Source organism: Alteromonas sp. KUL150 (genome assembly GCF_009811475.1).
Lineage (GTDB): Bacteria > Pseudomonadota > Gammaproteobacteria > Enterobacterales > Alteromonadaceae > Alteromonas > Alteromonas gracilis.
Genome location: NZ_BLIJ01000031.1, coordinates 15,828 through 40,024, shown reverse-complemented (window position 1 = coordinate 40,024; position 24,197 = coordinate 15,828). Strand labels below are relative to the sequence as shown.

Annotated in this window: 23 protein-coding genes and 1 tRNA gene; 14 read left to right on the top strand and 10 right to left on the bottom strand. The window is 45.4% G+C overall.

Annotated elements, in window-relative coordinates; genetic code table 11:
- Positions 1 to 3: 3 nt before the first annotated feature.
- The gene (locus GVO62_RS06970) at positions 4 to 417 is read right to left on the bottom strand and encodes a flagellar basal body-associated protein FliL (RefSeq protein ID WP_159118341.1); all 414 of its coding nucleotides are present in this window, start codon (positions 415 to 417) and stop codon (positions 4 to 6) included.
- Positions 418 to 564: 147 nt separating this feature from the next.
- Here GVO62_RS06970 and GVO62_RS06965 point away from each other — a divergent pair, with 147 nt between their 5' ends.
- From GVO62_RS06965 to GVO62_RS06950, 4 genes are all read left to right on the top strand, one after another.
- Positions 565 to 1,134 carry a chorismate--pyruvate lyase family protein gene (locus GVO62_RS06965; protein WP_159118340.1) on the top strand — a complete coding sequence of 190 codons (570 nt, stop codon included), beginning with the start codon at positions 565 to 567 and terminating at the stop codon, positions 1,132 to 1,134.
- Positions 1,131 to 1,988 carry a 4-hydroxybenzoate octaprenyltransferase gene (gene ubiA / locus GVO62_RS06960; protein ID WP_159118339.1) on the top strand — a complete coding sequence of 286 codons (858 nt, stop codon included), beginning with the start codon at positions 1,131 to 1,133 and terminating at the stop codon, positions 1,986 to 1,988. Before GVO62_RS06965 ends, ubiA begins: the two co-directional genes overlap by 4 nt.
- Positions 1,989 to 2,212: 224 nt before the next feature.
- On the top strand, positions 2,213 to 2,587 hold the full coding sequence (locus GVO62_RS06955) for a type II toxin-antitoxin system RelE/ParE family toxin (protein WP_159118338.1): 375 nt from the start codon (positions 2,213 to 2,215) through the stop codon (positions 2,585 to 2,587).
- A 1-nt stretch (position 2,588) separates the two neighbouring features.
- Positions 2,589 to 2,894: a helix-turn-helix domain-containing protein gene (locus GVO62_RS06950; protein ID WP_105929833.1), complete on the top strand. Its 306-nt coding sequence runs from the start codon at positions 2,589 to 2,591 to the stop codon at positions 2,892 to 2,894.
- A 120-nt stretch (positions 2,895 to 3,014) separates the two neighbouring features.
- On the opposite strand, the gene ubiK is transcribed toward GVO62_RS06950, so the two are convergent.
- Complete coding sequence (gene ubiK / locus GVO62_RS06945) at positions 3,015 to 3,266, bottom strand: ubiquinone biosynthesis accessory factor UbiK (protein ID WP_105929834.1); 252 nt, start codon at positions 3,264 to 3,266, stop codon at positions 3,015 to 3,017.
- A 111-nt stretch (positions 3,267 to 3,377) separates the two neighbouring features.
- Between ubiK and rep the strand changes: the two genes are divergently transcribed.
- Positions 3,378 to 5,393 (top strand): DNA helicase Rep, encoded by a 2,016-nt coding sequence (gene rep / locus GVO62_RS06940; protein ID WP_105929835.1) that lies wholly within the window; start codon positions 3,378 to 3,380, stop codon positions 5,391 to 5,393.
- 69 nt (positions 5,394 to 5,462) lie between these two features.
- On the opposite strand, the gene GVO62_RS06935 is transcribed toward rep, so the two are convergent.
- Both GVO62_RS06935 and GVO62_RS06930 read right to left on the bottom strand, forming a co-directional pair.
- Positions 5,463 to 8,063 (bottom strand): sensor domain-containing phosphodiesterase, encoded by a 2,601-nt coding sequence (locus GVO62_RS06935; protein ID WP_159118337.1) that lies wholly within the window; start codon positions 8,061 to 8,063, stop codon positions 5,463 to 5,465.
- A 103-nt stretch (positions 8,064 to 8,166) separates the two neighbouring features.
- Entirely contained in the window at positions 8,167 to 8,574 is a 408-nt protein-coding gene (locus GVO62_RS06930) for a c-type cytochrome (protein WP_159118336.1), read from the bottom strand.
- 264 nt (positions 8,575 to 8,838) lie between these two features.
- Here GVO62_RS06930 and GVO62_RS06925 point away from each other — a divergent pair.
- From GVO62_RS06925 to GVO62_RS06915, 3 genes are all read left to right on the top strand, one after another.
- A tRNA-Arg gene (locus tag GVO62_RS06925) sits at positions 8,839 to 8,915 on the top strand.
- 434 nt (positions 8,916 to 9,349) lie between these two features.
- Positions 9,350 to 9,598: a helix-turn-helix transcriptional regulator gene (locus GVO62_RS19675; protein ID WP_159118335.1), complete on the top strand. Its 249-nt coding sequence runs from the start codon at positions 9,350 to 9,352 to the stop codon at positions 9,596 to 9,598.
- Positions 9,567 to 10,799, top strand: coding sequence for a type II toxin-antitoxin system HipA family toxin (locus GVO62_RS06915; RefSeq protein ID WP_308469235.1), 1,233 nt, complete (start codon positions 9,567 to 9,569; stop codon positions 10,797 to 10,799). Before GVO62_RS19675 ends, GVO62_RS06915 begins: the two co-directional genes overlap by 32 nt.
- Positions 10,800 to 10,866: 67 nt before the next feature.
- On the opposite strand, the gene GVO62_RS06910 is transcribed toward GVO62_RS06915, so the two are convergent.
- Positions 10,867 to 11,046, bottom strand: coding sequence for a hypothetical protein (locus tag GVO62_RS06910; RefSeq protein ID WP_159118333.1), 180 nt, complete (start codon positions 11,044 to 11,046; stop codon positions 10,867 to 10,869).
- 317 nt (positions 11,047 to 11,363) lie between these two features.
- Here GVO62_RS06910 and nhaC point away from each other — a divergent pair, with 317 nt between their 5' ends.
- Positions 11,364 to 12,770, top strand: coding sequence for a Na+/H+ antiporter NhaC (gene nhaC, locus GVO62_RS06905; RefSeq protein WP_159118332.1), 1,407 nt, complete (start codon positions 11,364 to 11,366; stop codon positions 12,768 to 12,770).
- Positions 12,771 to 12,881: 111 nt separating this feature from the next.
- Here the strand turns inward: nhaC and GVO62_RS06900 are convergent, their stop codons facing one another.
- The 3 genes from GVO62_RS06900 to GVO62_RS06890 form a co-directional block, all read right to left on the bottom strand.
- On the bottom strand, positions 12,882 to 13,301 hold the full coding sequence (locus GVO62_RS06900) for a DUF6691 family protein (protein ID WP_159118331.1): 420 nt from the start codon (positions 13,299 to 13,301) through the stop codon (positions 12,882 to 12,884).
- 20 nt (positions 13,302 to 13,321) lie between these two features.
- Positions 13,322 to 13,750: a YeeE/YedE family protein gene (locus GVO62_RS06895; RefSeq protein ID WP_159118330.1), complete on the bottom strand. Its 429-nt coding sequence runs from the start codon at positions 13,748 to 13,750 to the stop codon at positions 13,322 to 13,324.
- 85 nt (positions 13,751 to 13,835) lie between these two features.
- The gene (locus GVO62_RS06890) at positions 13,836 to 14,288 is read right to left on the bottom strand and encodes an RrF2 family transcriptional regulator (RefSeq protein ID WP_159118329.1); all 453 of its coding nucleotides are present in this window, start codon (positions 14,286 to 14,288) and stop codon (positions 13,836 to 13,838) included.
- Positions 14,289 to 14,417: 129 nt separating this feature from the next.
- Here GVO62_RS06890 and GVO62_RS06885 point away from each other — a divergent pair, with 129 nt between their 5' ends.
- The 5 genes from GVO62_RS06885 to GVO62_RS06865 all read left to right on the top strand — a co-directional run bounded on the left by GVO62_RS06885 (position 14,418) and on the right by GVO62_RS06865 (position 20,800).
- Complete coding sequence (locus GVO62_RS06885; RefSeq protein ID WP_159118328.1) at positions 14,418 to 15,218, top strand: sulfite exporter TauE/SafE family protein; 801 nt, start codon at positions 14,418 to 14,420, stop codon at positions 15,216 to 15,218.
- Positions 15,219 to 15,228: 10 nt separating this feature from the next.
- The gene (locus GVO62_RS06880) at positions 15,229 to 16,083 is read left to right on the top strand and encodes an MBL fold metallo-hydrolase (RefSeq protein ID WP_159118327.1); all 855 of its coding nucleotides are present in this window, start codon (positions 15,229 to 15,231) and stop codon (positions 16,081 to 16,083) included.
- An 11-nt stretch (positions 16,084 to 16,094) separates the two neighbouring features.
- Positions 16,095 to 17,768, top strand: coding sequence for a bifunctional protein tyrosine phosphatase family protein/NAD(P)/FAD-dependent oxidoreductase (locus GVO62_RS06875; RefSeq protein ID WP_159118326.1), 1,674 nt, complete (start codon positions 16,095 to 16,097; stop codon positions 17,766 to 17,768).
- 410 nt (positions 17,769 to 18,178) lie between these two features.
- Positions 18,179 to 20,257 carry a TonB-dependent receptor gene (locus GVO62_RS06870; RefSeq protein WP_159118325.1) on the top strand — a complete coding sequence of 693 codons (2,079 nt, stop codon included), beginning with the start codon at positions 18,179 to 18,181 and terminating at the stop codon, positions 20,255 to 20,257.
- Positions 20,258 to 20,263: 6 nt separating this feature from the next.
- Positions 20,264 to 20,800 carry a DUF2938 family protein gene (locus GVO62_RS06865; RefSeq protein WP_159118324.1) on the top strand — a complete coding sequence of 179 codons (537 nt, stop codon included), beginning with the start codon at positions 20,264 to 20,266 and terminating at the stop codon, positions 20,798 to 20,800.
- 32 nt (positions 20,801 to 20,832) lie between these two features.
- On the opposite strand, the gene GVO62_RS06860 is transcribed toward GVO62_RS06865, so the two are convergent.
- Together GVO62_RS06860 and cydD are read right to left on the bottom strand one after the other, a co-directional pair.
- Positions 20,833 to 22,497, bottom strand: coding sequence for an amino acid ABC transporter ATP-binding/permease protein (locus tag GVO62_RS06860; protein WP_159118323.1), 1,665 nt, complete (start codon positions 22,495 to 22,497; stop codon positions 20,833 to 20,835).
- Between the two features lie 7 nt (positions 22,498 to 22,504).
- Entirely contained in the window at positions 22,505 to 24,196 is a 1,692-nt protein-coding gene (gene cydD / locus GVO62_RS06855) for a thiol reductant ABC exporter subunit CydD (protein WP_159118322.1), read from the bottom strand.
- Position 24,197 lies beyond the last annotated feature (1 nt).

Sequence of the window (24,197 nt, the reverse complement as noted above, 5' to 3'; positions counted from 1 at the left end):
AGCTTAACCGCCTTGATATAGGTACTTCGTGAAGATAACGTTTTTCACCACTTCGCCACCGGTTTCTTGAACCATATGTTCTTGAAGAGCTTTCAGAATGGCGCGTCGGATGTCTTCACGGCCGGTAAGTGATTTGACCTTTTCCGCTGGCTGCTGGCCGAATATCTCAATTGCTGTCGAACGCAGCAAAGGTAGATGGTGCTCGGCAATTTCCAATTGACTCACATCGTTGATCATCAATTCCACAGATACGCGAACGTAGCCTAGCTTTTGTGCACTGTCGCTAATGTAGTTTGTAACAATTTCTGGCTCTAAACTTAAATAGGCAAAATTGGATTTATCTTGTGCCACTGCCGCGTTACTGCAGATAACCAACAAACCAAGTGCAAAAACACGTAAAACTAACGACTTAAGCATAGTGAAGTCCGGAACACCAAAGTTAAAAATTCTCTAGTAGTTTAGCAAAACTCAGATTAAACACACTACTGCAAAAGTTTAACCTAATGAAAATATTTGAATATGACGTGTTATCATACTAACAGATTCATTATTCGGGTTTTTCGTGTGAGTTTTAATGCCACTTTTCCAGTGGGTCTGCCGGTTAACTGGCAAGCACCGTCTGACGTCACAATTCCTCATTTACAGCTTAACAGCTGGCTATTAGACACGGGTTCACTTACCGAGCGTGTGCAATCTTCAAGCGAACATTTTGCGTTAGAGCTATTAGGTCAACAAACTCAAACCCCTCATAGTAACGAATTGTCTCTTTTGCACGTTAACGGAGAAACCAGCTATCAAGCCCGAGAAATATTGCTGTGTGGCGATCACACCCCTTGGGTATTTGCGCGCTCTATCATTCCCCAGGCATTTGTTGATAGTGAGTTATCGAACCTAGGTCAAGAGCCGTTGGGAAAGCGTCTTTTTAATGATGCGCGCTTTATCCGCTCTGCCTTTGAAGTATGCCAGGTTTCGGCTTCGCAATTTGGTATAAGCAGCAATGAAACTTTGTGGGGCAGACGGTCGTTGTTTACGTTAGACAGTTACAGCATGATAGTGGCCGAGGTTTTCCTTCCGGCTTGTCCGGCTTATCGTCAGCCCGCGGGCAGCAACATACAAAGCGAAAAACAATTATGAAGCACAATTGGAATGCGTACGCGCGACTCATGCGCTTAGATAAACCCGTAGGTATTTACTTACTACTATGGCCAACCCTGTGGGCGCTTTTAATGGCTGCTCAGGGCTTGCCTTCGTTAGGTATAACGCTAATTTTTGTGGCCGGCGTTATCGTAATGCGTTCAGCAGGCTGCGTGATTAATGACTATGCAGACAGAAAAGTGGACGGAAGTGTAAAGCGCACGGCGCAGCGACCGTTGGCAACCGGAGAGGTCACATCTAAACAAGCGCTTCAGCTATTTGGCGTGCTTATCGCCATAGCATTTGTGCTCGTGCTGTTTCTCAATTGGCAAACCATTGCGCTGTCGGTTATTGCTTTGCTTCTGGCTGCAAGCTATCCCTTCATGAAGCGTTATACCCACTTACCGCAGGTGGTTTTAGGTGCCGCCTTTGGCTGGGCCATTCCTATGGCTTTTATGGCAGTGTTGGAAACTGTACCTACCTACGCGTGGTGGTTGTTCGTTGCCAACTTACTATGGACAGTAGCGTACGACACCATGTACGCCATGGTAGACCGCGACGACGACTTGCAAATAGGTGTTAAGTCTACCGCCATATTGTTTGGTAAAAACGACGTGCTGATAGTCATGCTGCTGCAAGCCTTGGCGCTAACCATTCTATGGTTTATAGGCTGCGCTATTAATGCCACATGGCCTTACTATCTCGCCGTTCTGTTTTCGGCTTTACTATGTGTGCGTCAATATCAACTTATTAAACGCCGCCAGCGTGAAGGCTGCTTTACCGCGTTTATTGAAAACCACTATATCGGCTTAGCCATTACCCTAGGTACAGCCTTTCATTTTTATTTGGTTTAGTAAGGTAAAACTTATCAACAACATTGGTAGCTATTTAGCGCTGGTATAATTTTTATAAATTACAGCGCTAAAAGCCTGCTTCAACCTGTACCAAAGTCCCATTTTTCCTTATCGATAGCCCGTTTAAAGTGTTTGCTAGCTTAAACAGGTACACGCTTTACTCATTGAGTATTTTAAAATTTGTGCACAAAGTGTAATACTAAGTGTTATACTTTTGGTGTCGAATGGAATCTATACGCATATATAAATTAAAGTGGTTTAAGAGATTGGCGAGCAAAGAAGGCTTATCAGATAGCTTGCTAAAAGTAGCAATTGCAGAGATGCAACAGGGATTAGTTGACGCAGATTTAGGTGCGAATGTTTTTAAGAAACGCGTACCTAGTGGTGGGCGAGGTAAAAGTGGAAGTTTAAGAACCCTAATAGCATTTCAAGTTGATACTAAAGCCTTTTTTATCTACGGCTTTTCCAAAAGTACTCGTTCAAACGTTAGTGTCAAAGACATGAAGGCTTTAAAACTCTTGGCTAAAGAGCTATTTAACTATAGCGATGAGCAGCTTAAAAAAGCTATTGATTCAGGTAGTGTTGAAGAGGTGAGATAAGATGAAAGATGGCATTTTAGATGTAGTACACCGTACGGCAAAAGATCTGAGCGAAGCTGGAATTATGGATAAGCAGACCATGTATCAATTCGATGCATTATGTTTACCTAAAGTTGAGCAATATGACGGACAGCGGATAAAAGCTATACGTGAAAGAGCCAGAGTAAGCCAAGCCGTTTTTGCTGCCTATCTAAATATTACGCCTTCGACCATAAAGCAGTGGGAGCAAGGAAGCAAAAAGCCTCGAGGCACATCTCTAAAGCTTTTAAACCTTGTTGAACAGAAAGGTTTAGAGATCTTGATGTAGCCTTCCAAGGGCTTAAAAAACCTTGGAAAAAAGAGCAGTTATAGATTTAATATTTCGGTTCATATAGTTCAACAAAAAAGCGCCGTAAAGGCGCTTTCAGGTTTCTAGAAGTACCAATGTCTACTTTTCTGCTAGCTTTGCTTCAAGCTCAGCAATACGTCCTTCCATCGCGTCTAGTTTTTCACGGGTGCGAATAAGCACCTGGCTTTGAATATCAAATTCTTCACGTGTCACTAAATCAAGCTTAGATAACTGCGACTGCAAAACAGTTTTTACGCGGGCTTCAGCTTCTTCAGCCATGTTTTTTACGCCGGGTGGTACGGCATCAGCAATTTGTTTCGCTAAATCTTCGAGTTTCTTCGGATCCAACATGGAATTCCCTTATAATGCGCAGCTCAAAATATTAAAGCTATTCTATCGGTATCGACACGACATGCAATGAAAACTGTGTTGAACCCTCGTGAACGTTGTTTTAGGAATTAAATGAAACTAAATGAAGCTCAAGAATCTGCCGTAACCTACGTGTCTGGGCCATGTTTGGTACTGGCTGGGGCAGGCAGTGGTAAAACCCGTGTAATTACCAACAAGATTGCTCATTTAGTGCGAAACTGTGATATGCCAGCCCGGTATATCGCGGCTGTTACCTTTACTAACAAAGCTGCTCGTGAAATGAAAGAACGTGTGGCGCAGACTCTGGGCAAGCCCGAGGCGCGCGGGCTCAAAGTGTCTACCTTCCACACTATGGGCTTAACCATTATCAAAGCCCACGTGAAAGACTTAGGGTTAAAACCAGGCTTTTCGTTGTTCGATGATAAAGACTCGTTTGCTCTGCTTAATGATTTAACGTCTGACACTTTGGATGGCGACAAAGATCAGCTTCAGCTTTTACAAAGCTGCATTTCGAATTGGAAAAATGACCTTATCTTGCCCGATGCCTTACTACGGTCGGCAACCAGCACGGGTGAACGAGAGTTTGCAGAAGCCTACAAGCGATACCAAGACAATTTAAAGGCCTATAACGCGCTCGACTTCGACGACCTTATTTTGCTTCCCACACTACTGCTAAAAAGCAGTGAAGCAATAAGAGCAAAGTGGCAAAGTAAAATTCGCTATTTGCTGGTAGACGAATATCAAGACACTAACACCAGCCAGTATGAGCTAGTAAAATTATTGGTGGGCGAGCGTGCACGCTTTACCGTGGTTGGCGACGACGACCAGTCTATTTATTCGTGGCGGGGCGCAAAGCCACAGAACCTGCATTTGTTGCAGCAGGATTTTCCCCGTTTAAACGTTATTAAGCTGCAGCAAAACTATCGCTCGTCAGGCCGTATCCTGCATTGCGCGAATATTCTTATCCAAAACAATCCGCACCTGTTCGACAAAACCCTGTTTTCAGAGTTGCAGTACGGTGAACCGCTAAAAGTTATTGAGGCGAAAAACGAAGAGCATGAAGGCGAGCGTGTAGTGGCAGAATTGCTGGCTCATAAGTTTATGAACCGCACTCAATTTAAAGACTACGCCATTTTATATCGCGGAAATCATCAAAGCCGTATCTTCGAAAAATTGCTCATGAGTAACCGCATCCCTTATAAGATAAGCGGCGGTATGTCTTTCTTTGGCCGGGCCGAAGTGAAAGACATCATGGCCTATTTGCGGCTATTAGTGAATCAGGACGATGATAACGCTTTGCTGCGTATCATTAACACGCCTGGAAGAGGTATAGGCCGCGCCACGCTTGAAAAACTAGGTAACTTTGCCAATAGCTTAGGCGTGTCAATGTTTGAAGCGGCGACGCACCCTAACTTAAATAGCGTGCTGCCCGATAAAGCCTTTCATTCAGTTTCTGCCTTTGCACGCTGGGTGGTTGAGTTATCGGATAACGCAGAACGTGGCAATACCGCAGAAGCCGTTCGGACGATGATCCGCACCATGGGATATGAAGAGTGGCTGTATGAAACGAGTGCCAGCCCCAAAGCCGCTGAAATGGCCATGGCCAACGTAAGTACGTTATTTGGTTGGGTTAACGACATGTTGGAAGGTAACGACCTAGATCAGCCTATGACGCTAACTGAGGTGGTGAACCGCCTTATTCTTCGTGACATGATGGAGCGAGGCGAAGACGACGGGGAAGGGGACCAAGTTCAGCTCATGACCCTGCATGCCTCCAAAGGTTTGGAGTTTCCTATTGTATTCTTAGTGGGCATGGAAGAAGGACTGTTACCTCACCAAAGCAGTATTGATGAGGATAATGTTGAAGAAGAGCGTAGGCTTGCGTATGTAGGCATTACCCGAGCACAGCGTGAGCTCATCTTCAGCCATGCCAAAGAGCGTCGGCAGTTCGGAGAAGTCATTAATCCAGAGCCGAGCCGGTTCTTATTCGAACTTCCGCCCGATGATCTCCAGTGGGAAAATCAAAAGCCCAAAGCTACCAAAGAAGAGCGTCAGCAAAAAGGGCAGGTGGGTATCGCTAATCTTCGAGATATTCTTGGTAAAAAGTAAAAAGTAAAAAGTAAAAATTAGAGAAGGAGCGCTAATTTAATGCTGTTAGATAATAGTAAATGCTTACTTTTAAATTGCTAGTGAAGCCATATCAAGCACTCTTGCATGCTTCAATACTTTGCCTTGCCCATAAATACACTCAATGTCATTAAGGGCATCAAGCTGGGCTTGAGAGTCAACACCCTCTGCAATAACCTGAAACTTCAAATGCTCAGAAATAAGCATGACAGACTGAATAAGTTTCAAATTACGTTGAGAGCGGGGAAGTGACTTCACAAACCGATGATCAATTTTTATAAAGTCGAAGGGGTAGGCAAACAAGTAACTTAGCGAGGCCAAGCCACTTCCGAAGTTGTCTAACACCAAAGTCACGCCTGCACGCTTTAATTTCTTAATAGCAGGAAGGATGAACTGAGAGCGTCGGTTTAAATCGTTTTCATCAAATTCGAGCACTAATTGATTCGGAGTGATGCCAGAGGTTTCTATTACATTTAGCATTTGGTTCACCATAGAGGCTTGTAATAAATGGTTTATTGAAACGTTCACCGCAATCTTGTTGATAGGCTCATCGGACGTAGCGTAGTGGTTAAGCAACTCGCAGGCTTTTGTGAGCTGGAACAGATCGAGGTCTAACGTAAGCCCACTTTGCTCGGCCACTTGCCTGAATTGCTCTCTGGCTATCTTTCCATAAGCGGGGTGTGACCAGCGGACATACATCTCTCTGTAAAGTGTGCTGTTATCGTTAAGCTTGATGACAGGCTGCAGAAAGTAGTCGAACTCTTCTTCTCGTAGTGCTCGCCTAAATTCATTTTCAAGCTCAAGCTCTTCAATAAGCCTGTCTCGCATACTTTTATCGAACATCACAAAGCGACCGCGGCCGAGAGTCTTTGCTTGATACATGGCAGCGTCAGCATCACGTAATACTTCATCTGCGCTGCGATAATAGCTCTCTAGATGAGCGATACCTATGCTTGCGCCAGAATACATTTCTCGGCCATCAAGTAAAAACGGCTCAGAAATAGACGAAATAATGCGGTTAGCGACTTCTTCTACGTCAGCCTCATCTTCAAAGTTATCCAGAAGCACAACAAACTCATCGCCGCCTAAACGGGCCAGCAAGTCATGGCCGCGAATACACAGCGTTATACGTCGGGCTACTTCGATAAGGAACTCGTCGCCAGCGTGGTGGCCGAGGGTGTCGTTAATAACCTTAAATCTGTCTAAGTCAATAAACAGTACCGCAAACATGCTATCGCTGTAACGTTGCTTGCTGGCTATGGCAAGCTCCAAGCGGCTGGTAAACATGGAACGGTTAGGCAAGTCAGTTAAGGCATCGTGATGCGCATCGTGAATAAGCTTAAGCTCAATTTCTTTACGCTCTTCAATCTGCTGTTTTAAGAACTTGTTGGTGCGATTAAGTTCGGCAGTGCGCTCTTTAACACGTTCTTCAAGCTGCACGTTATAGCGCTGCATTGATTCTGTGTTGCGCTTACGCTCAATGGCAACGGCAATATGGTGAGATACAAAACGGAGAAGCTCTTGATCACGTAAATTGTATTTCGCTAATTTTCCGTAGGTTTGTACTGCGATCACTCCCGCTATTTCACCATCAACAACAAGTGGCGAGCCTAGCCATGAGTTTGCGCTATTCAACATCGTTTGCGCTACAGAGACGTCAATCTCTCCTGACTCTGCAAGCTCCAGCACCCTTGGCGGGTTGATAAGCTCTGCCTGCCCAGAGCGCAATACAAACTCGGTCAGCCCCAACCCAAGGGGCCTGGTATTAATTTCACTTTGTTTAGTATCGCTAAAGTAAGGGAACTCTAACAAGTCCTCTTCTTTATTGTGAATCGCTATATAGCAGTTGGGTGCACTAATTAGCCTTGCCAAAATCTCATGCAAACTGGAATAAAACGCATCCATATCCCCTTCAAGATTAGCGGCAAGCTCAGAAATCTCGAAAAGTGCTTGTTGCAACGACTCTACTTTCTGGCGCTCAAGAATTTCTTCCTGTAGGTCATCATTAATTTTTCGCAGCTGACGGGTTCTTTCGCGGATGGTACGCTCGGTGAGCTCTCTATTTTTTACTCGGTCTACCGTGGTCACAATATGCTGTGAAACGAAAAGCAGGACCTCTAAATCTTCTTGTGAATAATGCACGCCTTCATCATAGGTTTGCACTACCATTGCCCCAATGACTTGACTGCCGCGTTTTAGCGGTACGCCCAGCCATTCAACGGGTTGTGAACCTACCAGTTTAATACCGTATTCGGCAGCTAAACGTTCCTCGTCATCGCGTTTGTAGAATAAATGATTGCCGGTTTTCAGAATATAACCGGTCATGCCATCCATGAGCTGTTCAGCGGGTAATTGCCTAACGGTTTTTTCGTCGAACTCATCAACAAAGTAAGCAAAATCGACAACGTGGGTTTCTGGCTCGTAAAAGGCAACAAAGAAGTTGTCTGCGTTCATGAAGTCGGCAATGATTTCATGAATAGCGGAGTAAAGGCGGTTTAGGTGGCTTACAGAACTGGCAAGTTCAGAAATATCAAAAAGCGCCTTCTGAACACGTTCAGCGCGCTTATACTTGTCGGTGAGTTGCTGAAGCTGCGGTATAAGTTCGCGCAACTCTTCTTCCGTCAACTCATATTGCGTCGAATCTTTTGACATTCCGCTCGCCAGTTAAAAAGTAACGTTACCCCAACAGGTTAAATTACCCGAATAGCAGGTAAAACGCTACTTTTTCCATCAAGTTGTAGGGATTGTGCGGGTATTAGATACCCTCAATCATATACTCGATCGCTGCTTTAATTTCGTCATCAGAACAGTTTCCGCATGTTCCGCGAGGAGGCATGGCGTTAATACCGTTCAATGCGTTTTGCCATACACCGTCAAGACCGCGCTCATCCAGACGAGGCTGCCAGTCAGCTGCATTTTGAAGCTTAGGTGCGCCCAATACGCCTGCTGCGTGACATGCAACACACGCTGAGTTGTAAACGTCTTCACCAGATTTTGCGCCGCCTGCTGCCGCCGCGCTGCCTTGTGCTGCTGCACCTGCAACGTGTACTTGACCTAGCGGTTTAATACGCTCGGCAATTTCATCATTACTCATTTCTTGTGCTTGTGCTGCAAAAACAGTTAGCGCAGTAGCAGCCACAGTTAACCAAGTCTTTAATTTCACATCTGTCTCCAGGCAAGGATGAATTTGTTTAAAATATAACTGACCAGATTATAACGGTAAATTGGGTCTGAACAACTATTTGAGGCCAATTACCTATAAAAAGTAAGGATTTTTAACACTAGAACCAAGCGGTCTAAAGAGATTTTAATAAATGAGTTGATGCCAGCCTGTGCCATAAGTATCATTACGCCCGTTAGCATCCTATGTGTAATATCGTAGTGCACTAATGCAAGTGCCACACAGTGACTACACTGTTCGTACAAACCGCCCTTAGCTCAGCTGGATAGAGCGCGGCCCTCCGGAGGCCGAGGTCAGAGGTTCGAATCCTCTAGGGCGGGCCATTTCCCTCTTTTTTGCCCTTTGCTTTTTTTGGTCATAAAGCCTTAGAAATGAGTCTGTGACCAGATTGTGACCAAAGGTCTCTTGATGACGTCATTTCATACGGCATCGTGTAGGCCATATTTCCGATAGTTTTGTGTTAGTCAAACTCTCCAGTTTGCTTCTCGCCGCTTTCTTTAATTTTTCGCTGATTGCGACCTGCTTCATTGTTGGTATCTGAACGTTCGGGAAAGACCGTTATGCGAGCGGTAATTATACGTTAAAGCAAATTCAGAACGACTTGGCGGACTGGCTGAACAATGTAAAGCCAGAGCATGAACTAACCTAAGCTGCCCCCAAAAAACTTCATTTTACTTTGTTTCATTGTGTTTATATATGCACACTTTTGGCTTATAGTACTGATTGTGCATATATAAACACACTTTTGGTGTAAAAGATGAGCAGAGAATCAATCGGTAACCAGTTAATGGCTGAGCGCAAACGTCGGCATTTTAGCCAGGGTGACATTGCCAGCAAACTTAAAGTAGACCGGTCCCAAATATCACGTATCGAGAATGGCCGGTACCAGGGATCACTGCAGCTGCTGGAGCGGTACTTAACTCTCATGGGGTTAGAATTAACAGCCACCCCCGTTAATCGCCGCCCGACATTAGATGAACTGGATTCTATTTACGATGACGACTAATTCCATTCTCGCCGGACTGCCCGAACAGGTTCGCCAGTTGAAGGTCAATGTGGCCGGGCAATTATCCGGTATATTAAATCGGACTGCCCAGTTTAACTACACATATACCCGGCAGGATTTACCGGTATCGTTAACGATGCCTTATCAACCTGAGCCGTATACGCGGGGCGCACTACACCCGATATTCACGCAAAACTTGCCAGAGGGCTATCTGCGCCGGTATATCTCGGAAAAACTTATCCGGTATGCCAACGTTGATGATATGTACCTGCTGGCGCTGATGGGGGCGAAGGGTATCGGCCACTTATCTTATGATGCTGGCATTGCGCTGCCAGAACCCGAACCCATCGCCATCGATGACATACTGCATTGGGATGGCAAAGACAGCCTATTCCCTCAGCTGCTTGAACGCTATTACCTCAATGGGATGGCATCCGGTGTTCAGCCTAAAGTGGTGGTATCCCGCTCTACCATCTTACAAAAAGACGTTATCGTTAAAACGTTTGATGATGAGTTCCCGCTACTGACGGTAAACGAGTTCGTCTGTATGAAATGCGCTAAATACTGTGGCCTTACTACGCCCCGAGTATGGCTCTCGGATGATTTGCAGCATTACCTGGTAGAACGTTTCGACGTCGACGATGAAGGCAATAAAATCGGTATAGAGGACTATGCCTCGCTCATGGGGCGCACCGGCGACCAGAAGTACAGAGGCACCTATGAGAATGTTATGAAGGCTACACTCCGCAATACGCATTCTACTGAAGAATTAGACAAGATGTTTGCGCTGGTGGCCTTTAATTGTCTGATTGGTAACGGTGACGCCCACCTTAAAAACTTCTCACTGCAATACAACCGAGATCACACTGATGTAAAACTGAGCCCAGTTTATGACGTTACTCACACGCTCATATACCCGACTATCGATAACGCCATGGCGCTGAAAATGCGAAAGAGCAAAGCTTTCCCGACGCGCCGAGATTTGATTGAATTCGCCTTTGAGGTGGGGGTAAGCCGTTCTATAGCCGGCGATACTGTCGATAGCATGGCGCAGGGGATTCTTGATTGCCTGGCATCACTGGATGAAGTAAACGCCATGGAAGGGCTACGCGAGTCAATAGAAAGGCATGTTGGCAGCGTCATGGAACAGCATTCTATCCAGGCAGCCTATCGCCATGACAAAAAGAAAAAATACGAATAGGTCATAAGGCGAGTGGGGGGCGATTGCCCCTCCTCAGACTATCGGCATGATGGTGGTCCCCATCTCATCAGCCAGCTGGGTAAACACGCTCCCCCCGCTCACGATAGCTCTCGCCACGGCCAGTGTATCGACTAAAACAGCGTTCATCAGGTTTTGGCTTATTGCCGCTGATTACCACTATAATATCGTCGCCCTCATCGTAAGCGCTGAGCAAGGTATTGGTGGCGGTGGTAGTAGAGTGAAACATAGCAACTTCTTCCGGTGCTGGTGGTTCTGCGCTATTAAAATGCGAAACCTACTTATTAGGCGTTTCAGTTTCTGTAAACCATGAGTGGTCGTTGCTTTTTTGATAACGATGACGCTGTTTAAGTTATTGATAATTAGTGATGTTTTATTTGCTAGCCCTCCGGAGGCCGAGGTCAGAGGTTCGAATCCTCTAGGGCGGGCCATTTTCTTTAAAAGGCATGAACGTTTCCCCTCAAGCTTAAAGCATGTGAAAGTCATCACAACGCATCGCAAAGTCGTTATACTGAAATTCAATACTTCACTTTTAAGCGTACCCACGTGTCACTAACATCGCCTCAGTCTTTACGTAATCCCAGTTTTGCTCAGTCACTGCTTTGTTTTAGCGCTATTGTTGCGCTAATAGCAGGTGGGTTGTTCGGCTTGGGTATTAGCCTGCACGCCCTTATCTTTTTATGTTTGCTATGGGCTGGGGCGAATGCCTTTAGTTTGGGATACACGTACTTGCAAATTCGCGAATTAATGACAAGCGCATTAACGCGGGCTATGCCGGCAATTTATATCTTCATACTCATTGGAATGGTTATCGCCAGCTTCATGCAAAGCGGCACTATTTCAACGCTTATTTATTATGGGTTAAGTTGGCTAAATCCCACTGTTTTCTTGGCAGTGGGGTTAATTCTTTGTGCGGTAATGTCGGTATCAACAGGCACATCGTGGGGAACCGTAGGGACTATGGGCGTGGTGCTAACGGGCATTGGTGAAGCCATGAACATACCGTCTCCCATTGTGGCGGCAATGGTGGTGTGTGGCGCAACCTTTGGGGATAAAATGTCGCCGGTTTCTGATACCACTAACCTCGCTGCAATGAGTGCGGGCACGAACCTCTATCGGCATATGTATGGCATGCTGTTTACAACGGTGCCTAGCTTCCTTCTCGCACTGGTCATTTTTTTAGTGATAGGTTTTAGCTACGCAAGCGAAAGTTTAAACGCAGGTCAGGTATTTGAAATTAAAGCAGCGCTTGCCAAGCACTATAACCTTGCACCCTACATAACACTGTTACCTCTGGCGCTACTTACGGTACTAAGCATCAAAAAAGTCCCGGCTGAAGTCACCATGTCATTCAGCATTTTACTTGCGGTCATCATCGCTATTTTCTACCAAAACACCAATACCATTAATGTGCTTAATGCTCTTTGGGAGAACACCCCGCAAAATACCGGGATCGCGAATTTAGACGCCCTATTAGGGCGGGGCGGCATCAGCAGTATGAGCTGGACTTTACTTCTGGCCTTAATGGCAATAGCACTAGGCGGTATATTACACGGCGCGGGTTTTTTAGCGGCGCTGTTGGCGGGCATTATCAAACGGGTGAAGCGCACAGCAAGCTTAATAGCGGTAACCATAGCCTCTGGTTTTTTGGGCAATGTGGCTATGGGCGAAGCCTACATCTCAATCATATTAAATTGCCAGTTATTCAAAGCAAAATATGAACAACAAAAGCTAGACCCTGCCGTGTTGTCTCGGTCAGTGGAAGAAGGCGCCACCATGACCACAGGGCTTATTCCTTGGACAACAGCGGGAGCATTCTATTCTGCCACCCTTGGGGTTGAGGTTCTCGACTATGCACCCTATGCCTTTTTCAACTATCTAAACGGCGTTATTGCCGTAACCATGGCCGCTTTGGGTGTGGGCTTATTGAAAGGGAAAACCGCAAATCGTTAAGTGAGCCATTTGCACTTTTTGTAAGTGGCAGCCACGGTTTATCCCTTGGTGGGGACAATTACGACTTTATCCCCACTAGGGGATAAAGCCGCATAAAGAGGCAGTTATGTTTTAAGCCGATTTAGGCTTCAACCAATGCTGCGCCAGCATGCCAATGATCATCGCTCCTACAAACATCAGCACATCAGTTTGAAGCGACGCAATAGCAACTACGGCAGGGCCTGGGCAAAAACCACTGATACCCCAACCAATACCAAAAGCGGCAGAGCCTAATATCAACTTAGCGTCGATAGTTTTGCTAGTTGGTATATCAAACTTCTCGGCAAACAAAGGCTTGTTGCGCTTGCGCACCCAATACATACCTGGCGCAGCCACCAAAATGGCGCCGCCCATAACGAACGCTAACGTGGCATCCCAGTTGGCGCTTAAATCTAAAAAATTAAGCACGCGAGCAGGGTTACTCATACCTGAAATTAACAGGCCTAAGCCAAACAACAGCCCACAAAGTAGCGAGGCGATAATTACTCTCATGTTCTCTCTCCTCAGTTAATTTACAGGTGTCTGATAATTGTGGTGGTAAGTACAGCCGCACCCATAAACGTGAGCGTGGCAACAATAGAGCGAGGTGATAACCTTGAAAGGCCAGCCACTCCGTGACCCGATGTGCAACCAGAGCCAAGGCGTGTACCAAAACCTACGAGTAAGCCAGCTACAACCAGCCACGCCGAGCTCATTTGAGTTTGAACCTGCATACCGCCGGTAAACCCAATATAAAGTACGGCAGATAGCACAACACCTATTAAAAACGCTAGCCGCCAGTAGCGTTCAACGCCGCGCTCTGTCATTGCGCCTGCGGCAATACCTGAAATACCCGCGATGCGGCCTAGGGTAAGCAGTAATAAAACCACCGATGAACCAATAAGCAGCCCGCCTGCCAAGCCGGCAAACGGCTCAAAGGGAGTTGATGTCCAGTTTTCCAATTCTCTCTCCTAAATCTACTCGTGCGATGCTCTGTTAGTAACGCTATCGCGGATAAACACAGTACAGATAGAAGCCTTAAAACTTCTATTCAACTTCTATAAAATCGATGGCAAGATGCATCGCCAGCGCGCCTTCTCTGTCTTTCACCAAATCGTGCAGTGTAAATTGGTCAAGCTCGCTAATAAACTTATCAGCTGCGTCTTGAAGAATTGTTTTCAAGCGACATGTGGGCGAGATAACACATTTATTCGTTGGTGATGCAAAACACTCCGCCAATGCCACGTCTTCTACGGTTAACCTAAACACTTCACCTATATTTATAAGCTTGGCATCTTTTGCCAGACGAATGCCGCCCCCGCGTCCCTTTGTGCCAATAATGTATCCATTGTCGATAAGCAAGGTGATGACTTTTTTTAAGTGATTAAAAGATACGAAGTACGCATCTGCAATTTCACCTGTCTTTACCAATTGGTTTTTTCGTAGCGCGAGATAGATCAAAACGCGAAACGCTAAATTACTAAAAGTATTGATTTTCATGGGTTATCTAAAAAAGCGATTGTCTTAATCGCTGAATTTTACCGCACCATAAAAATTAAATATATATTTAGAATATACTTTATTGTATATTTTGTTCTATCATATATCAAAATGAAATAAGGTGTCGATATGATTATTCTTGGTTACATCGCTGCTGTTCTTATGGGAATGGTTTTAGGCGTAATAGGCGGAGGGGGCTCAATCCTTACCGTGCCTATCCTCGTTTACTTAATGGGCGTTACGCCAGATGTCGCCACCGGCTATTCATTGCTTATTGTGGGTGCCACAGCCGCATTCGGCGCAGTAAGGTATTTCAAAGAGGGTTTAGTTGACGTTAAAGCGTCTATTTTATTTGCTGTGCCTTCCATCATTGCTGTTTATCTAACACGGGCTTTCCTAATGCCCGCCATTCCCGAAACTATCGCTTTTCAATCGCTAACCATAGATAAAAATCTGGGCATCATGGTGCTGTTCGCCATGCTGATGTTGGCCTCTGCTGCCATGATGTTAAAGAAGGCTTACAGCAAATCGGCGCCAGCAACCCAGGTTATTGAAAATAAACAACCCAACGTTGGGCTGATAGTTATTGAAGGCGCCGTAGTTGGTGTTGTTACCGGCATACTCGGCGCGGGCGGGGGCTTTCTAATTATACCTGCCTTGGTACTTATTTTAGGCATGCCCATGAAGAACGCGGTGGGCGCGTCGCTATTCATTATCGCCCTAAAGTCGTTGCTTGGCTTCATTGGCGACCTACAAACCGGAATTCAATTGGAGATGCCTTTGCTGCCGCTTATGCTGGTAGCCACGTTTATTGGGATGGCTGTCTCCACGAAGGTAGCGGGAAAACTAGACGGTGCAGCTTTGCAGAAGTTCTTTGCATTCTTCACTCTAGTTATTGCCGTTTTCATCATGACCAAAGAACTTCTTTAGGAGAACACCAATGAACGTTGAAACCTTTTACGATAACAAAACGGCCACGTTTACCTACGTACTATTCGACCCCGCTTCCAAAGAGTGTGGCGTGATAGATTCGGTTGCCGATTACGATATCTTTTCGGGTCGCGCGTCAATGGAAAGCGCCGACAAAGTTATCGACTTCATCAACCAAAACCAGCTTAAAAATAAGTGGATTTTAGAAACCCACGTGCACGCCGATCACATTACCGCGGCGCACTATTTAAAATCTAAAATTGGCGGCAAAATTGGTATTGGCTCAGGTATTAAAACAGTGCTAGATACCTGGCTAGATGTATTTGAGACGGCCAACGACACGCCGAGCGATGGCAGTCAGTTCGATGTGCTGTTCGAAGAAGGCGACACCTTCAATATCGGCGAATATGAAGTGAAAGTATGGCACACGCCGGGGCATACCCCAGCCTGCGCCAGCTTCTTGGTAGACGGCAAAATATTTGTAGGCGACACCATGTTCGCCCCTAACTTGGGAACGGCGCGCTGCGACTTCCCGGGTGGCAGTGCCGAGCAACTTTACAACACCATTCAGCGCTTCTTCACCCTGCCAGACGACACCACCGTTTACCTTGGTCATGATTATCCTAAAGAGGGGGTAGCCCCGCTATCAACGGTATCTATTAAAGAGGCCAAGGAAACGAACAAGCAAATTCGACCAGAAGTAACACTGCAGGAATATGTGGAAAAGCGCGAAGCAAGAGATGCAACCCTTGCGGTACCCAAATTACTGTTACCCGCCATTCAAGCAAACCTTCGCAACGGCCAGTTCGGCGAAAAATCTGAAGGCGGTAAGCAGTTCATTAAAATTCCTGTGAATGCCATTTGAAGGGGTGAGTTATGCAATATGCCAACGTAACACAACAGCTATCTGTCTGCCCTCAAATTTCAGTGGATGATCTGGAGACAATAAAAGCAGCAGGGTTTAAATCTATTATCTGTAACCGCCCTGATGGTGAAGGGGCAGACCAGCCTACCTTTGCGGAAATAGAAGCAAAAGCATCGTCGCTGGGTTTACCCTGCGTATATCAGCCAGTAGTTAGCGGAAAAGTAACCCAGCAAGACGCAATAACGTTTGAAGCGAACTTACAAAAGTTAGAAGGTCCCGTATTTGCCTACTGCCGAACAGGCACACGCTCTATTACCCTATGGGCCATGACCGCAACCAAAACGCTTTCTTATGAAGACATACTCTGTATGTCGCAGAAAGCCGGCTATGACTTAAGCGGGGTAGTGCGACGCCTAAAAAACGGCGGTGAAACACCCAGCGACCATGCCGATCACTCTCATGCGGTAGTGATTGTAGGGGCGGGCGCGGGGGGTGTTGCTGTTGCATCTAGTTTGAAATCGCGATGCCCAGATTTAGATATCGCTATAGTAGAGCCCAATGAAGTGCACTACTACCAGCCTGGCTGGACGCTAGTAGGCGGGGGCGTATTTAACGCTAACGACACCGTGCGCACAGTGGCCTCTGTTATTCCTAATAATGTTAAATGGATAAAAGCCGGCGTAGCGGCCTTTGCGCCAAAAGAAAACATGATAGTGGTAGACGGCTGCCGTACCATTAAATATGAACACTTGGTGGTTTGCCCCGGTATTAAGCTAGATTGGAATAAAGTGGAAGGCTTAAGCGAAACCCTAGGTGAAAATGGTGTGACGTCAAACTACCGTTTTGACTTGGCGCCCTACACATGGGAATTGGTAAAAAACCTTAAAAAGGGGAAGGCAGTATTTACACAGCCGCCAATGCCAATTAAGTGTGCAGGTGCGCCGCAAAAAGCCATGTATATGTCATGCGACCACTGGTTTAAAGAAGGCGTGTTAAACGATATTAACGTTGAGTTCTACAACACGGGTGCCGTACTTTTTGGTGTAAAAGAATACGTGCCGGCACTTATGGAATACGTTAAAAAATACCACGCAACGCTTAACTTTGAACACCAGTTGGTAAAGGTTGATGGTAAAGCAAAAGTGGCTTCATTCAAGAAGGTGGCAGACCCAGACGCCCCGCTCGTTGAAACTGAGTTCGACATGCTGCACGCGGTTCCGCCCCAGTCTCCGCCAGATTTTATCAAAGTTAGCCCGCTTGTTGATGGCACTGGTTGGATTGATGTCGACCAGTCAACGCTGCAACACAAGTCGTTTGAAAATATTTTTGCCCTTGGCGACGCCATAAACGCGCCTAATGCTAAAACAGCCGCGGCGGCGCGCATGCAAGCCCCAGTGGTTGCCAATAACTTGCTTTACGAGCGCGGTGTGCAAACAGATAAAGCCATCTACAACGGTTATGGCAGCTGCCCGCTTACTGTAGAGCGAGGTAAAGTGATATTGGCCGAATTTGGCTACGGCGGAAAAATCCTTAACAGTATGCCGACGTGGGTGCTTGACGGTACGAAACCGTCGCGCCTAGCATGGTATTTAAAAGAAAAGTTGCTTCCACCCATTTATTGGGAAGGCATGCTGAAAGGCAGAGAATGGCTGGCTAAACCAGAAACTCAGCATATTAATAAGTAACTCGCCATTAAATTCGACAGGAAGCTTTAGCCCGTTAGAAAGGCTAGAGCTTTTTTATTTTAGAAAATGGACTGCACTTGAGTTTTACGTAAGCACCGCTTTTTAAAGGGCGATGCTAAATAAAATGCTGCTTGTTCCTATCTCTCACACTCCTCCAATTTTCAAAACTAAAAGCAAAAATATAAATAATTCTTTATTCAATATTGTAATGTGTATTTGAGATATATATTATAGAGGCGTAGTGAGTTAGCGCAGTTCAAAACAGGAAGTTGCCTAACTTATTACAAGGCACTTCATGTCTTTTCCATTTTGGATATGGTCGAAACTACTTGGCCACCTCTCAGAGGTGGCTCTTTTTTTCGATAAGCCGCTTCCATGCATTGATATGTTATAACGTTTGAGAGGGTGAAATGAGCAAGAAAGTAACCATGAGCGTGATCGGATTAATAATCAGCTCTCTTGTAAATGCACAAGATACCCCACAATCTCATAATCATCTGCATGAGATCGAACGGGTCCGCGTTACGGGTTCGCCAATGGCACTGAAAGTAGAAGAAACTGCAATAGCCGCGTCTATTTTAAGTGGTAAAAGCAAGTTATGGCATCACAGCCTTTCTTTAGGCGACTCAATTGCACATATGGTCGGAGTAGATACGGTAAGTACAGGCGGGCAAGCGGGAAAGCCAGTGATAAGGGGCTTAACAGGGAACCGCGTGCGAGTGTTGCAAGATAGCGTGCCTCAAGACTTTCAACAGTTTGGAATTAGACATGCACCAACTGTTGATCCGGTTAATGCGTACAGAATAGATGTGGTACGCGGGCCTATGAGTGTTATTTTTGGGTCAGATGCTATGGGTGGTGTCGTTAATGTAATAAGCGCTCAAGTTCCCTTGTACAGCGAATCAATGTTGTCTTCTGCCCTTCTGAGCTTTAAATACGGCACTAATAACGATCAGCTCGGTACGTCTTTACACGCAGAAGGCGGTAAAGCACAGTGGGGGTGGGCATCTTCATATCACCGTGAAAAAGCTGATAACTTTGAAACACCTTCTGCAGATATTAATTCAACGAGTGTCAGCAGCCTCCCTCGCTTTTCAGGCGAAATACCGTTTACTAACTTTGATATTGAAAGTATCAGTTTGGCTAGCGGGTTCGTTTCAGATGCTTTCGATTGGACGGTAAGGTACACAGGTTTTTCGAACGAGCAGAATTTTCTTCAACCTAATAATGTGCCAACAGGCCAGCATCTAGACAACAAGAATGTCTTGTCTGATATGGCCCTTCACCTTTCTGACCAATGGAATGTTCATTTTATTCTTAATTGGCAGAAGAATGAGCGCGCTGCTGGCACAGGAATATCATTCGAAAAGTTAAGCAACGCCAACAGCGATTTAGACATTGAGTTAGTGCGCACCCAAAGTAAGCTGCTTTTTGAGCATGATTACAGTACAGCGTGGAAAGGTCAATTCGGTGCTGAATACATATACAAAGATCAGACAACCAACGTTGGCACCTTGGTCCCAGATGCCTCGGTAGACTACATAGCCTTATATGCTTACGAAAAGTTTGAAAATGATTTTCTCATTGCCGAATTAGGTAGCCGATGGGACAAAATAGCCCTGGAGCCACAAAACGAGAGCCAGAAGTGGGTTAATAACTTTGACCGTAGAGTCTGGACCGCATTAACAGGCTCTGTGAGTTTAAGTTGGAAACTCAGTGATAACTGGCTGTTCATTCAACGAATAGGAAGAGGGTTTAGAGCCCCATCTATTTTTGATTTATATGCGGGTGGTGTACATGGTGGTGTTGCGGCTTATCAAACTGGCAACAGCGAACTAGTAGAAGAATACTCGTTCAACAAAGAAGTTGGGTTGAACTACATAAGTCAAAATATACAGGCATCTATCACGTTTTATCAAAATACGTTTCAAGACTACATTTACCAAGCTGATACCGGCACCACGCATCAGCCGTCCGGTTTGCCCCTGTTTGAAATGAGGCAGGGAGACGCCCAAATAGAGGGCGTTGAGATAGGCGCAAACTTCAAAATAACCCAACATATCGACTGGGAGTTTAACGCCAATATTATCAACAGTGAACTAGCTAGTGTTGGTACTGAGCTGCCACTAATGCCAGCAAATAGCTTTTATCAGCGAATTAACTACAGTTTTGGCGAACTATCATTATTTAGCGATATAAATTTGGTTATCGAGCACGAATACAAAAACAACAAGTCGATTGCAGGAAAATTTGAACCCTTTGCTCAGTACGATTTTCTCCCTTTTGGTACCGCATCGACAGAACAATATCATTTGATAAACCTCGGTGCTTCAACACAGTTACAGATAAACAAGCATCCAGTTACGCTTAGCGTAAAAGTAAATAATGTAACTGATGAGGCTTATCGAGACTTTTTAGATACCTACAAGGGCTATGCATTAGGTATGGGTAGGAATATTCAGCTTAGCCTGTCGGCTCAACTTAGGTAATTGACCATGAGTATCACTTTAGCAAACAAAGATGACAGAACCTCACTTCTTATTCTATCGGTAGTGTTAGGTATAGCAGCAACCGCTTTTTTGGATGCTGTGAACTATCTACAACACATTATTCTAGATAAGCCACTAACGCGGTATGAATTTATCGGACGGTGGGTTATTTACATGACAGATGGCGTATTTTCTCATCAATCAATTAAAGCCGCGCCACCAAAAGCAGGTGAATTAATGTTGGGGTGGGTTGGGCATTACGCAATCGGCATCGGGTTCGCTTTGCTTATGCTCATTTTTACCGGCGTTAAATGGGTGCTGAAACCATCTTTCTTGCCAGCGTTTATTGTGGGTTTTGCAACGTGCAGTATTCCTTTTTTTCTTATGTATCCAGGAATGGGATATGGTATCGCAGGCTTACACACACCTAACCCCGCCATGCTTCAGTCGAAGGTACTGTTATCCCATTTTATTTTCTCAGTGGGTCTTAATGCCGCAGGCTGGCTTCTAAGCAGGCGGATTCAAGATGCCTATAATGCATAAAAGGGGAAATTAAATAAAAGACGGCTCATGTTTTACGCTGCTGATAAATCCACATTAAGTGAATGGTAATCAATACTTTGCTGCTCAATAAACGAGGGTGCTTCATGAAGTAAAACAATAGATTTTCGTGCCGTAAGCCAAGGCAATATACGCATGAAAATGCGCTCTGCCATAGCGCTATCAAGCCCATTAAATGGCTCATCTAATACAATAAGCTCAGGGCTTCTAAGTAGTAGCCTAGCCAAACAAATACGTCTCGCTTGTCCACCTGAGACCTTTGCTCCACCTTCACCTAACCAAGTATTCAATCCCTCGGGAAGCGAATCAGCCCACGTTTGTAGCTCAACTAGCGAGAGTACATCGAACACTCTGCTGTCTTCTATGCTTTCAAGACCCAATGTTAAGTTGTAGTACAAACTGCCAGACAGTAATGAAGAGGTTTGCTCTAGATAGGCACAGTGGCGATACAAGCTGTCTGACGAAATATTTTGTACTGATATATTATTTATCATTACGCTAGCGTTCGATTTATCTAACGGTACAAGCTTAAACATAAGCTTCGCTAATGTTGACTTGCCCGATCCAGATCGGCCTGTGATAAAAAGAGGGGGGCTATCATTCAAATTAAAACTTATCTTGCGTGACGCACTCGCGGGAATATGTGGGTGATTACTTACCTCGCATGACACCTCGCTTACTGCCGTAATATCAGTGCTATCGTTATCACAGCTTTCACTGGCCAATGTGGATAGTCGCTTACTTGCATAGTCGGTTTTTCCCCACGAACTGAACTGCTCTGGTGTGGCTTGTAATAGTTCAGCCACGCCAACGAACAAAAGTGCCAACATGATAGCTGTTGGCCCCTCAATAACGTGGTGGTTTACAGCCCATAAGCTGGCATAAAGAGTAGCTACTAGGGCAACACCAAATATTGAATCGGTTATCATCTGAATTCGAGCAATACGTTTTTGCAAATTATTGTGATGCTGCTCAAATAGCGAGAGTGCCTGGGTAGTATCTTGTGAGTGATAACTCATCAAATGCTGGCTATTGAGCACAAATGCGCCCTTGAGATGGCTAATCAAGGTTTCTCTCGTGTGATTTAAGTGCGAAATGGCTTGCGAGGCAGCGGTTTTGGTTTGCCGTATTGAAAACAATATAAGAAGTAACCAGGCTAGCGTTGAAGCAATTAGAAAAACAACACTAAACTCAAACCAGATAAAGCACAAAAATACGCTTATCACACCCAAAAGAAGCCCTGTGGCTAGGGTTGGAATAGTGTAACGAATTAATATGCTATCAAGGGCATCTAAGTCTGAGGTGAGCCGGCTTAGCCACTCACTGTCGGATGTTTGCCTAACATCGTGAAGTGGCCTATGGGAGAGCGCATTAAATATCGTGACGCGATATGTCGCAATTAGTCTCAATATAGTATCGTGATTGTATAGTCTTTCAATATATCGGCCAATGGTCCGACTAAGGGCAAAATAACGGATCCCAGAGCCCGGCATATACATATCAAGCTTTACAATTAAACCCGCACCTATGGCTATTCCAGCTAACGCCGTGGCAGTAATGAGCCAACCAGAAAGCGCCAGTAACCCCACGCCAGAAAGCATGGTAAAAAACGACCAAAAGAGCCCAATTAGCAGGCGTTTACGTTCATTCTTAAAGATAATTGAAAACCAAAACTTCATATTACCGCTAGGCCTTATTGGTTAAGTCAAAATGATTACTGGCTTTTGCAACAAGTTCACAGTCGTGTGTTGCAACCACTACAAGGGCGCGGCTTTTAAGCTCGTCTAATGCCTCTATAATTACGAGCCTACTTTTTATGTCTAAACTTGCCGTGGGCTCATCAAGCAAAATGAGTTCGGGTGGGTCTAATAGTACTCTCGCTAGCGCAATACGCTGCATTTGCCCGCCAGATAATCCTTGTCCGTGTTCACCTATCACTGTGTCTAGCCCGCTATGATGCGTTAAAAGCTCGTCTGACAACTCAAGCTTTTTAAGAACCCTTAACATATCTTCATCTGATGCAGAGGAGGACGAAACGGATAAATTCTCTCGAACGGTAGCGTTTTTAATCCATGCTTTCTGAGGCAAATAGGCAATGGAGTGCACTTCTTTAAGTGTTAGTTCAACACTGCCCGACATTGGGTGTAAATAACCTGCAATGGTGTTGAGAAGGGTGGTTTTACCACACCCCGATTCGCCAGAAAAAACCAGTAAACCTCGCCCGGAAAAAGAAAAATCGAGGGCAGACCTTTTCTCTTTATTGCCGTTATGTCCAATTACGGCGTCTTTAAGTGTTAAGCGAGTAACTTCACTTGAAGCTGTAACCTGTCTGCCATCGCTGTAGCCTAATACCACTTCTTGTTCTTCCAAGTGCTGAAGTGAAGACACCATATTATTGGCGGCGCCTAAAGCGCTGGCTCTGTCATGATAGTAAGTAGATAGCGTGCGCAGAGGCTTAAAAAATTCGGGAGCAAGCAGTAAAATGCCAAGCCCTGAAAATAGCGTTAACGACTGTGCTGGCCCCCAATTAATTGCCCCGTAAAGTGAAAAACCAATATAAATAGCAAGGCTTGCAATGGCTACGCTGGTGAAAAACTCCAGCACGGTTGAAGAAAGGAACGCCAGCTTAAGTGTCTTCATAACAATGTTACGATACGTGTCACCGCGCTTAGCGACCTCATCAGACATACTTTTCTGAGCCCCCAAAAGCGCAATAGTTGAAAGGTTTGCGACACGATCGAGAAAGTGCCCAGCTAATCGCTGGCGTAACAACGCATACCTTTCATTCACATGTTCAGCGCCCATGCCAACCAAGATCATGAAAAGTGGAATGAGAGGCGCCGATACTAAGAGCAAAACGGCACAAAGCCAATTCAAATAGGCGACAGTAACAAGAATGAGCAGAGGCGTTATAACAGCAAGCATTTGTTGAGGCCAATAACGGGAAAAATAGCCGTCGGTAGCTTCGATGTCTTCAACCCATTGCGATGCCAACGCACCGCTAGACAAACTCTGTAACGCCATGGGGCTGGTAGTATTCCACCGTTTAAGCAATGTTTTCCTTAAATGGTTTCTTACATTGGCGCTTGCGTCTTGCGCTAGGTTAGTTTGTTTCCATGTGAACAATGGTTTCACAACACTTACGACTAGAAGAAACAGCCAATAGCCAGGCATACTACTGAGAAGGGATTGGTTCACCAGCGTGTCGTGTGCAATTAGTGCAACCAACAGCCACTGCACTATCATAAGCACTGACCCTATCGAACCAAAAAACACCGATTGATTCAAAAGGGAGCGTTGGCTGGCTACTTGCTCTTTTAAAAACTGCGCGCCTGATACAGCTTTTTTGTCAGGCGCGCTTCGGGTACTACTAGTCATG

Bases quoted from the DNA above. Each gene is read 5' to 3' on its own strand.
- GVO62_RS06935 (WP_159118337.1), bottom strand. From the start codon at position 8,063: ATGTCAAAAGATTCGACGCAATATGAGTTGACGGAAGAAGAGTTGCGC.
- GVO62_RS06860 (WP_159118323.1), bottom strand. From the start codon at position 22,497: ATGAAGTTTTGGTTTTCAATTATCTTTAAGAATGAACGTAAACGCCTG.
- GVO62_RS06910 (WP_159118333.1), bottom strand. From the start codon at position 11,046: ATGTTTCACTCTACTACCACCGCCACCAATACCTTGCTCAGCGCTTAC.
- GVO62_RS06880 (WP_159118327.1), top strand. From the start codon at position 15,229: ATGAACGTTGAAACCTTTTACGATAACAAAACGGCCACGTTTACCTAC.
- GVO62_RS06970 (WP_159118341.1), bottom strand. From the start codon at position 417: ATGCTTAAGTCGTTAGTTTTACGTGTTTTTGCACTTGGTTTGTTGGTT.
- GVO62_RS06885 (WP_159118328.1), top strand. From the start codon at position 14,418: ATGATTATTCTTGGTTACATCGCTGCTGTTCTTATGGGAATGGTTTTA.
- GVO62_RS06875 (WP_159118326.1), top strand. From the start codon at position 16,095: ATGCAATATGCCAACGTAACACAACAGCTATCTGTCTGCCCTCAAATT.
- GVO62_RS06915 (WP_308469235.1), top strand. From the start codon at position 9,567: ATGAACTGGATTCTATTTACGATGACGACTAATTCCATTCTCGCCGGA.
- GVO62_RS06955 (WP_159118338.1), top strand. From the start codon at position 2,213: ATGGAATCTATACGCATATATAAATTAAAGTGGTTTAAGAGATTGGCG.
- ubiK (WP_105929834.1), bottom strand. From the start codon at position 3,266: ATGTTGGATCCGAAGAAACTCGAAGATTTAGCGAAACAAATTGCTGAT.
- GVO62_RS06900 (WP_159118331.1), bottom strand. From the start codon at position 13,301: ATGAGAGTAATTATCGCCTCGCTACTTTGTGGGCTGTTGTTTGGCTTA.
- GVO62_RS06870 (WP_159118325.1), top strand. From the start codon at position 18,179: ATGAGCAAGAAAGTAACCATGAGCGTGATCGGATTAATAATCAGCTCT.
- GVO62_RS06865 (WP_159118324.1), top strand. From the start codon at position 20,264: ATGAGTATCACTTTAGCAAACAAAGATGACAGAACCTCACTTCTTATT.
- ubiA (WP_159118339.1), top strand. From the start codon at position 1,131: ATGAAGCACAATTGGAATGCGTACGCGCGACTCATGCGCTTAGATAAA.
- GVO62_RS19675 (WP_159118335.1), top strand. From the start codon at position 9,350: ATGAGCAGAGAATCAATCGGTAACCAGTTAATGGCTGAGCGCAAACGT.
- rep (WP_105929835.1), top strand. From the start codon at position 3,378: ATGAAACTAAATGAAGCTCAAGAATCTGCCGTAACCTACGTGTCTGGG.
- GVO62_RS06950 (WP_105929833.1), top strand. From the start codon at position 2,589: ATGAAAGATGGCATTTTAGATGTAGTACACCGTACGGCAAAAGATCTG.
- cydD (WP_159118322.1), bottom strand. From the start codon at position 24,196: ATGACTAGTAGTACCCGAAGCGCGCCTGACAAAAAAGCTGTATCAGGC.
- GVO62_RS06890 (WP_159118329.1), bottom strand. From the start codon at position 14,288: ATGAAAATCAATACTTTTAGTAATTTAGCGTTTCGCGTTTTGATCTAT.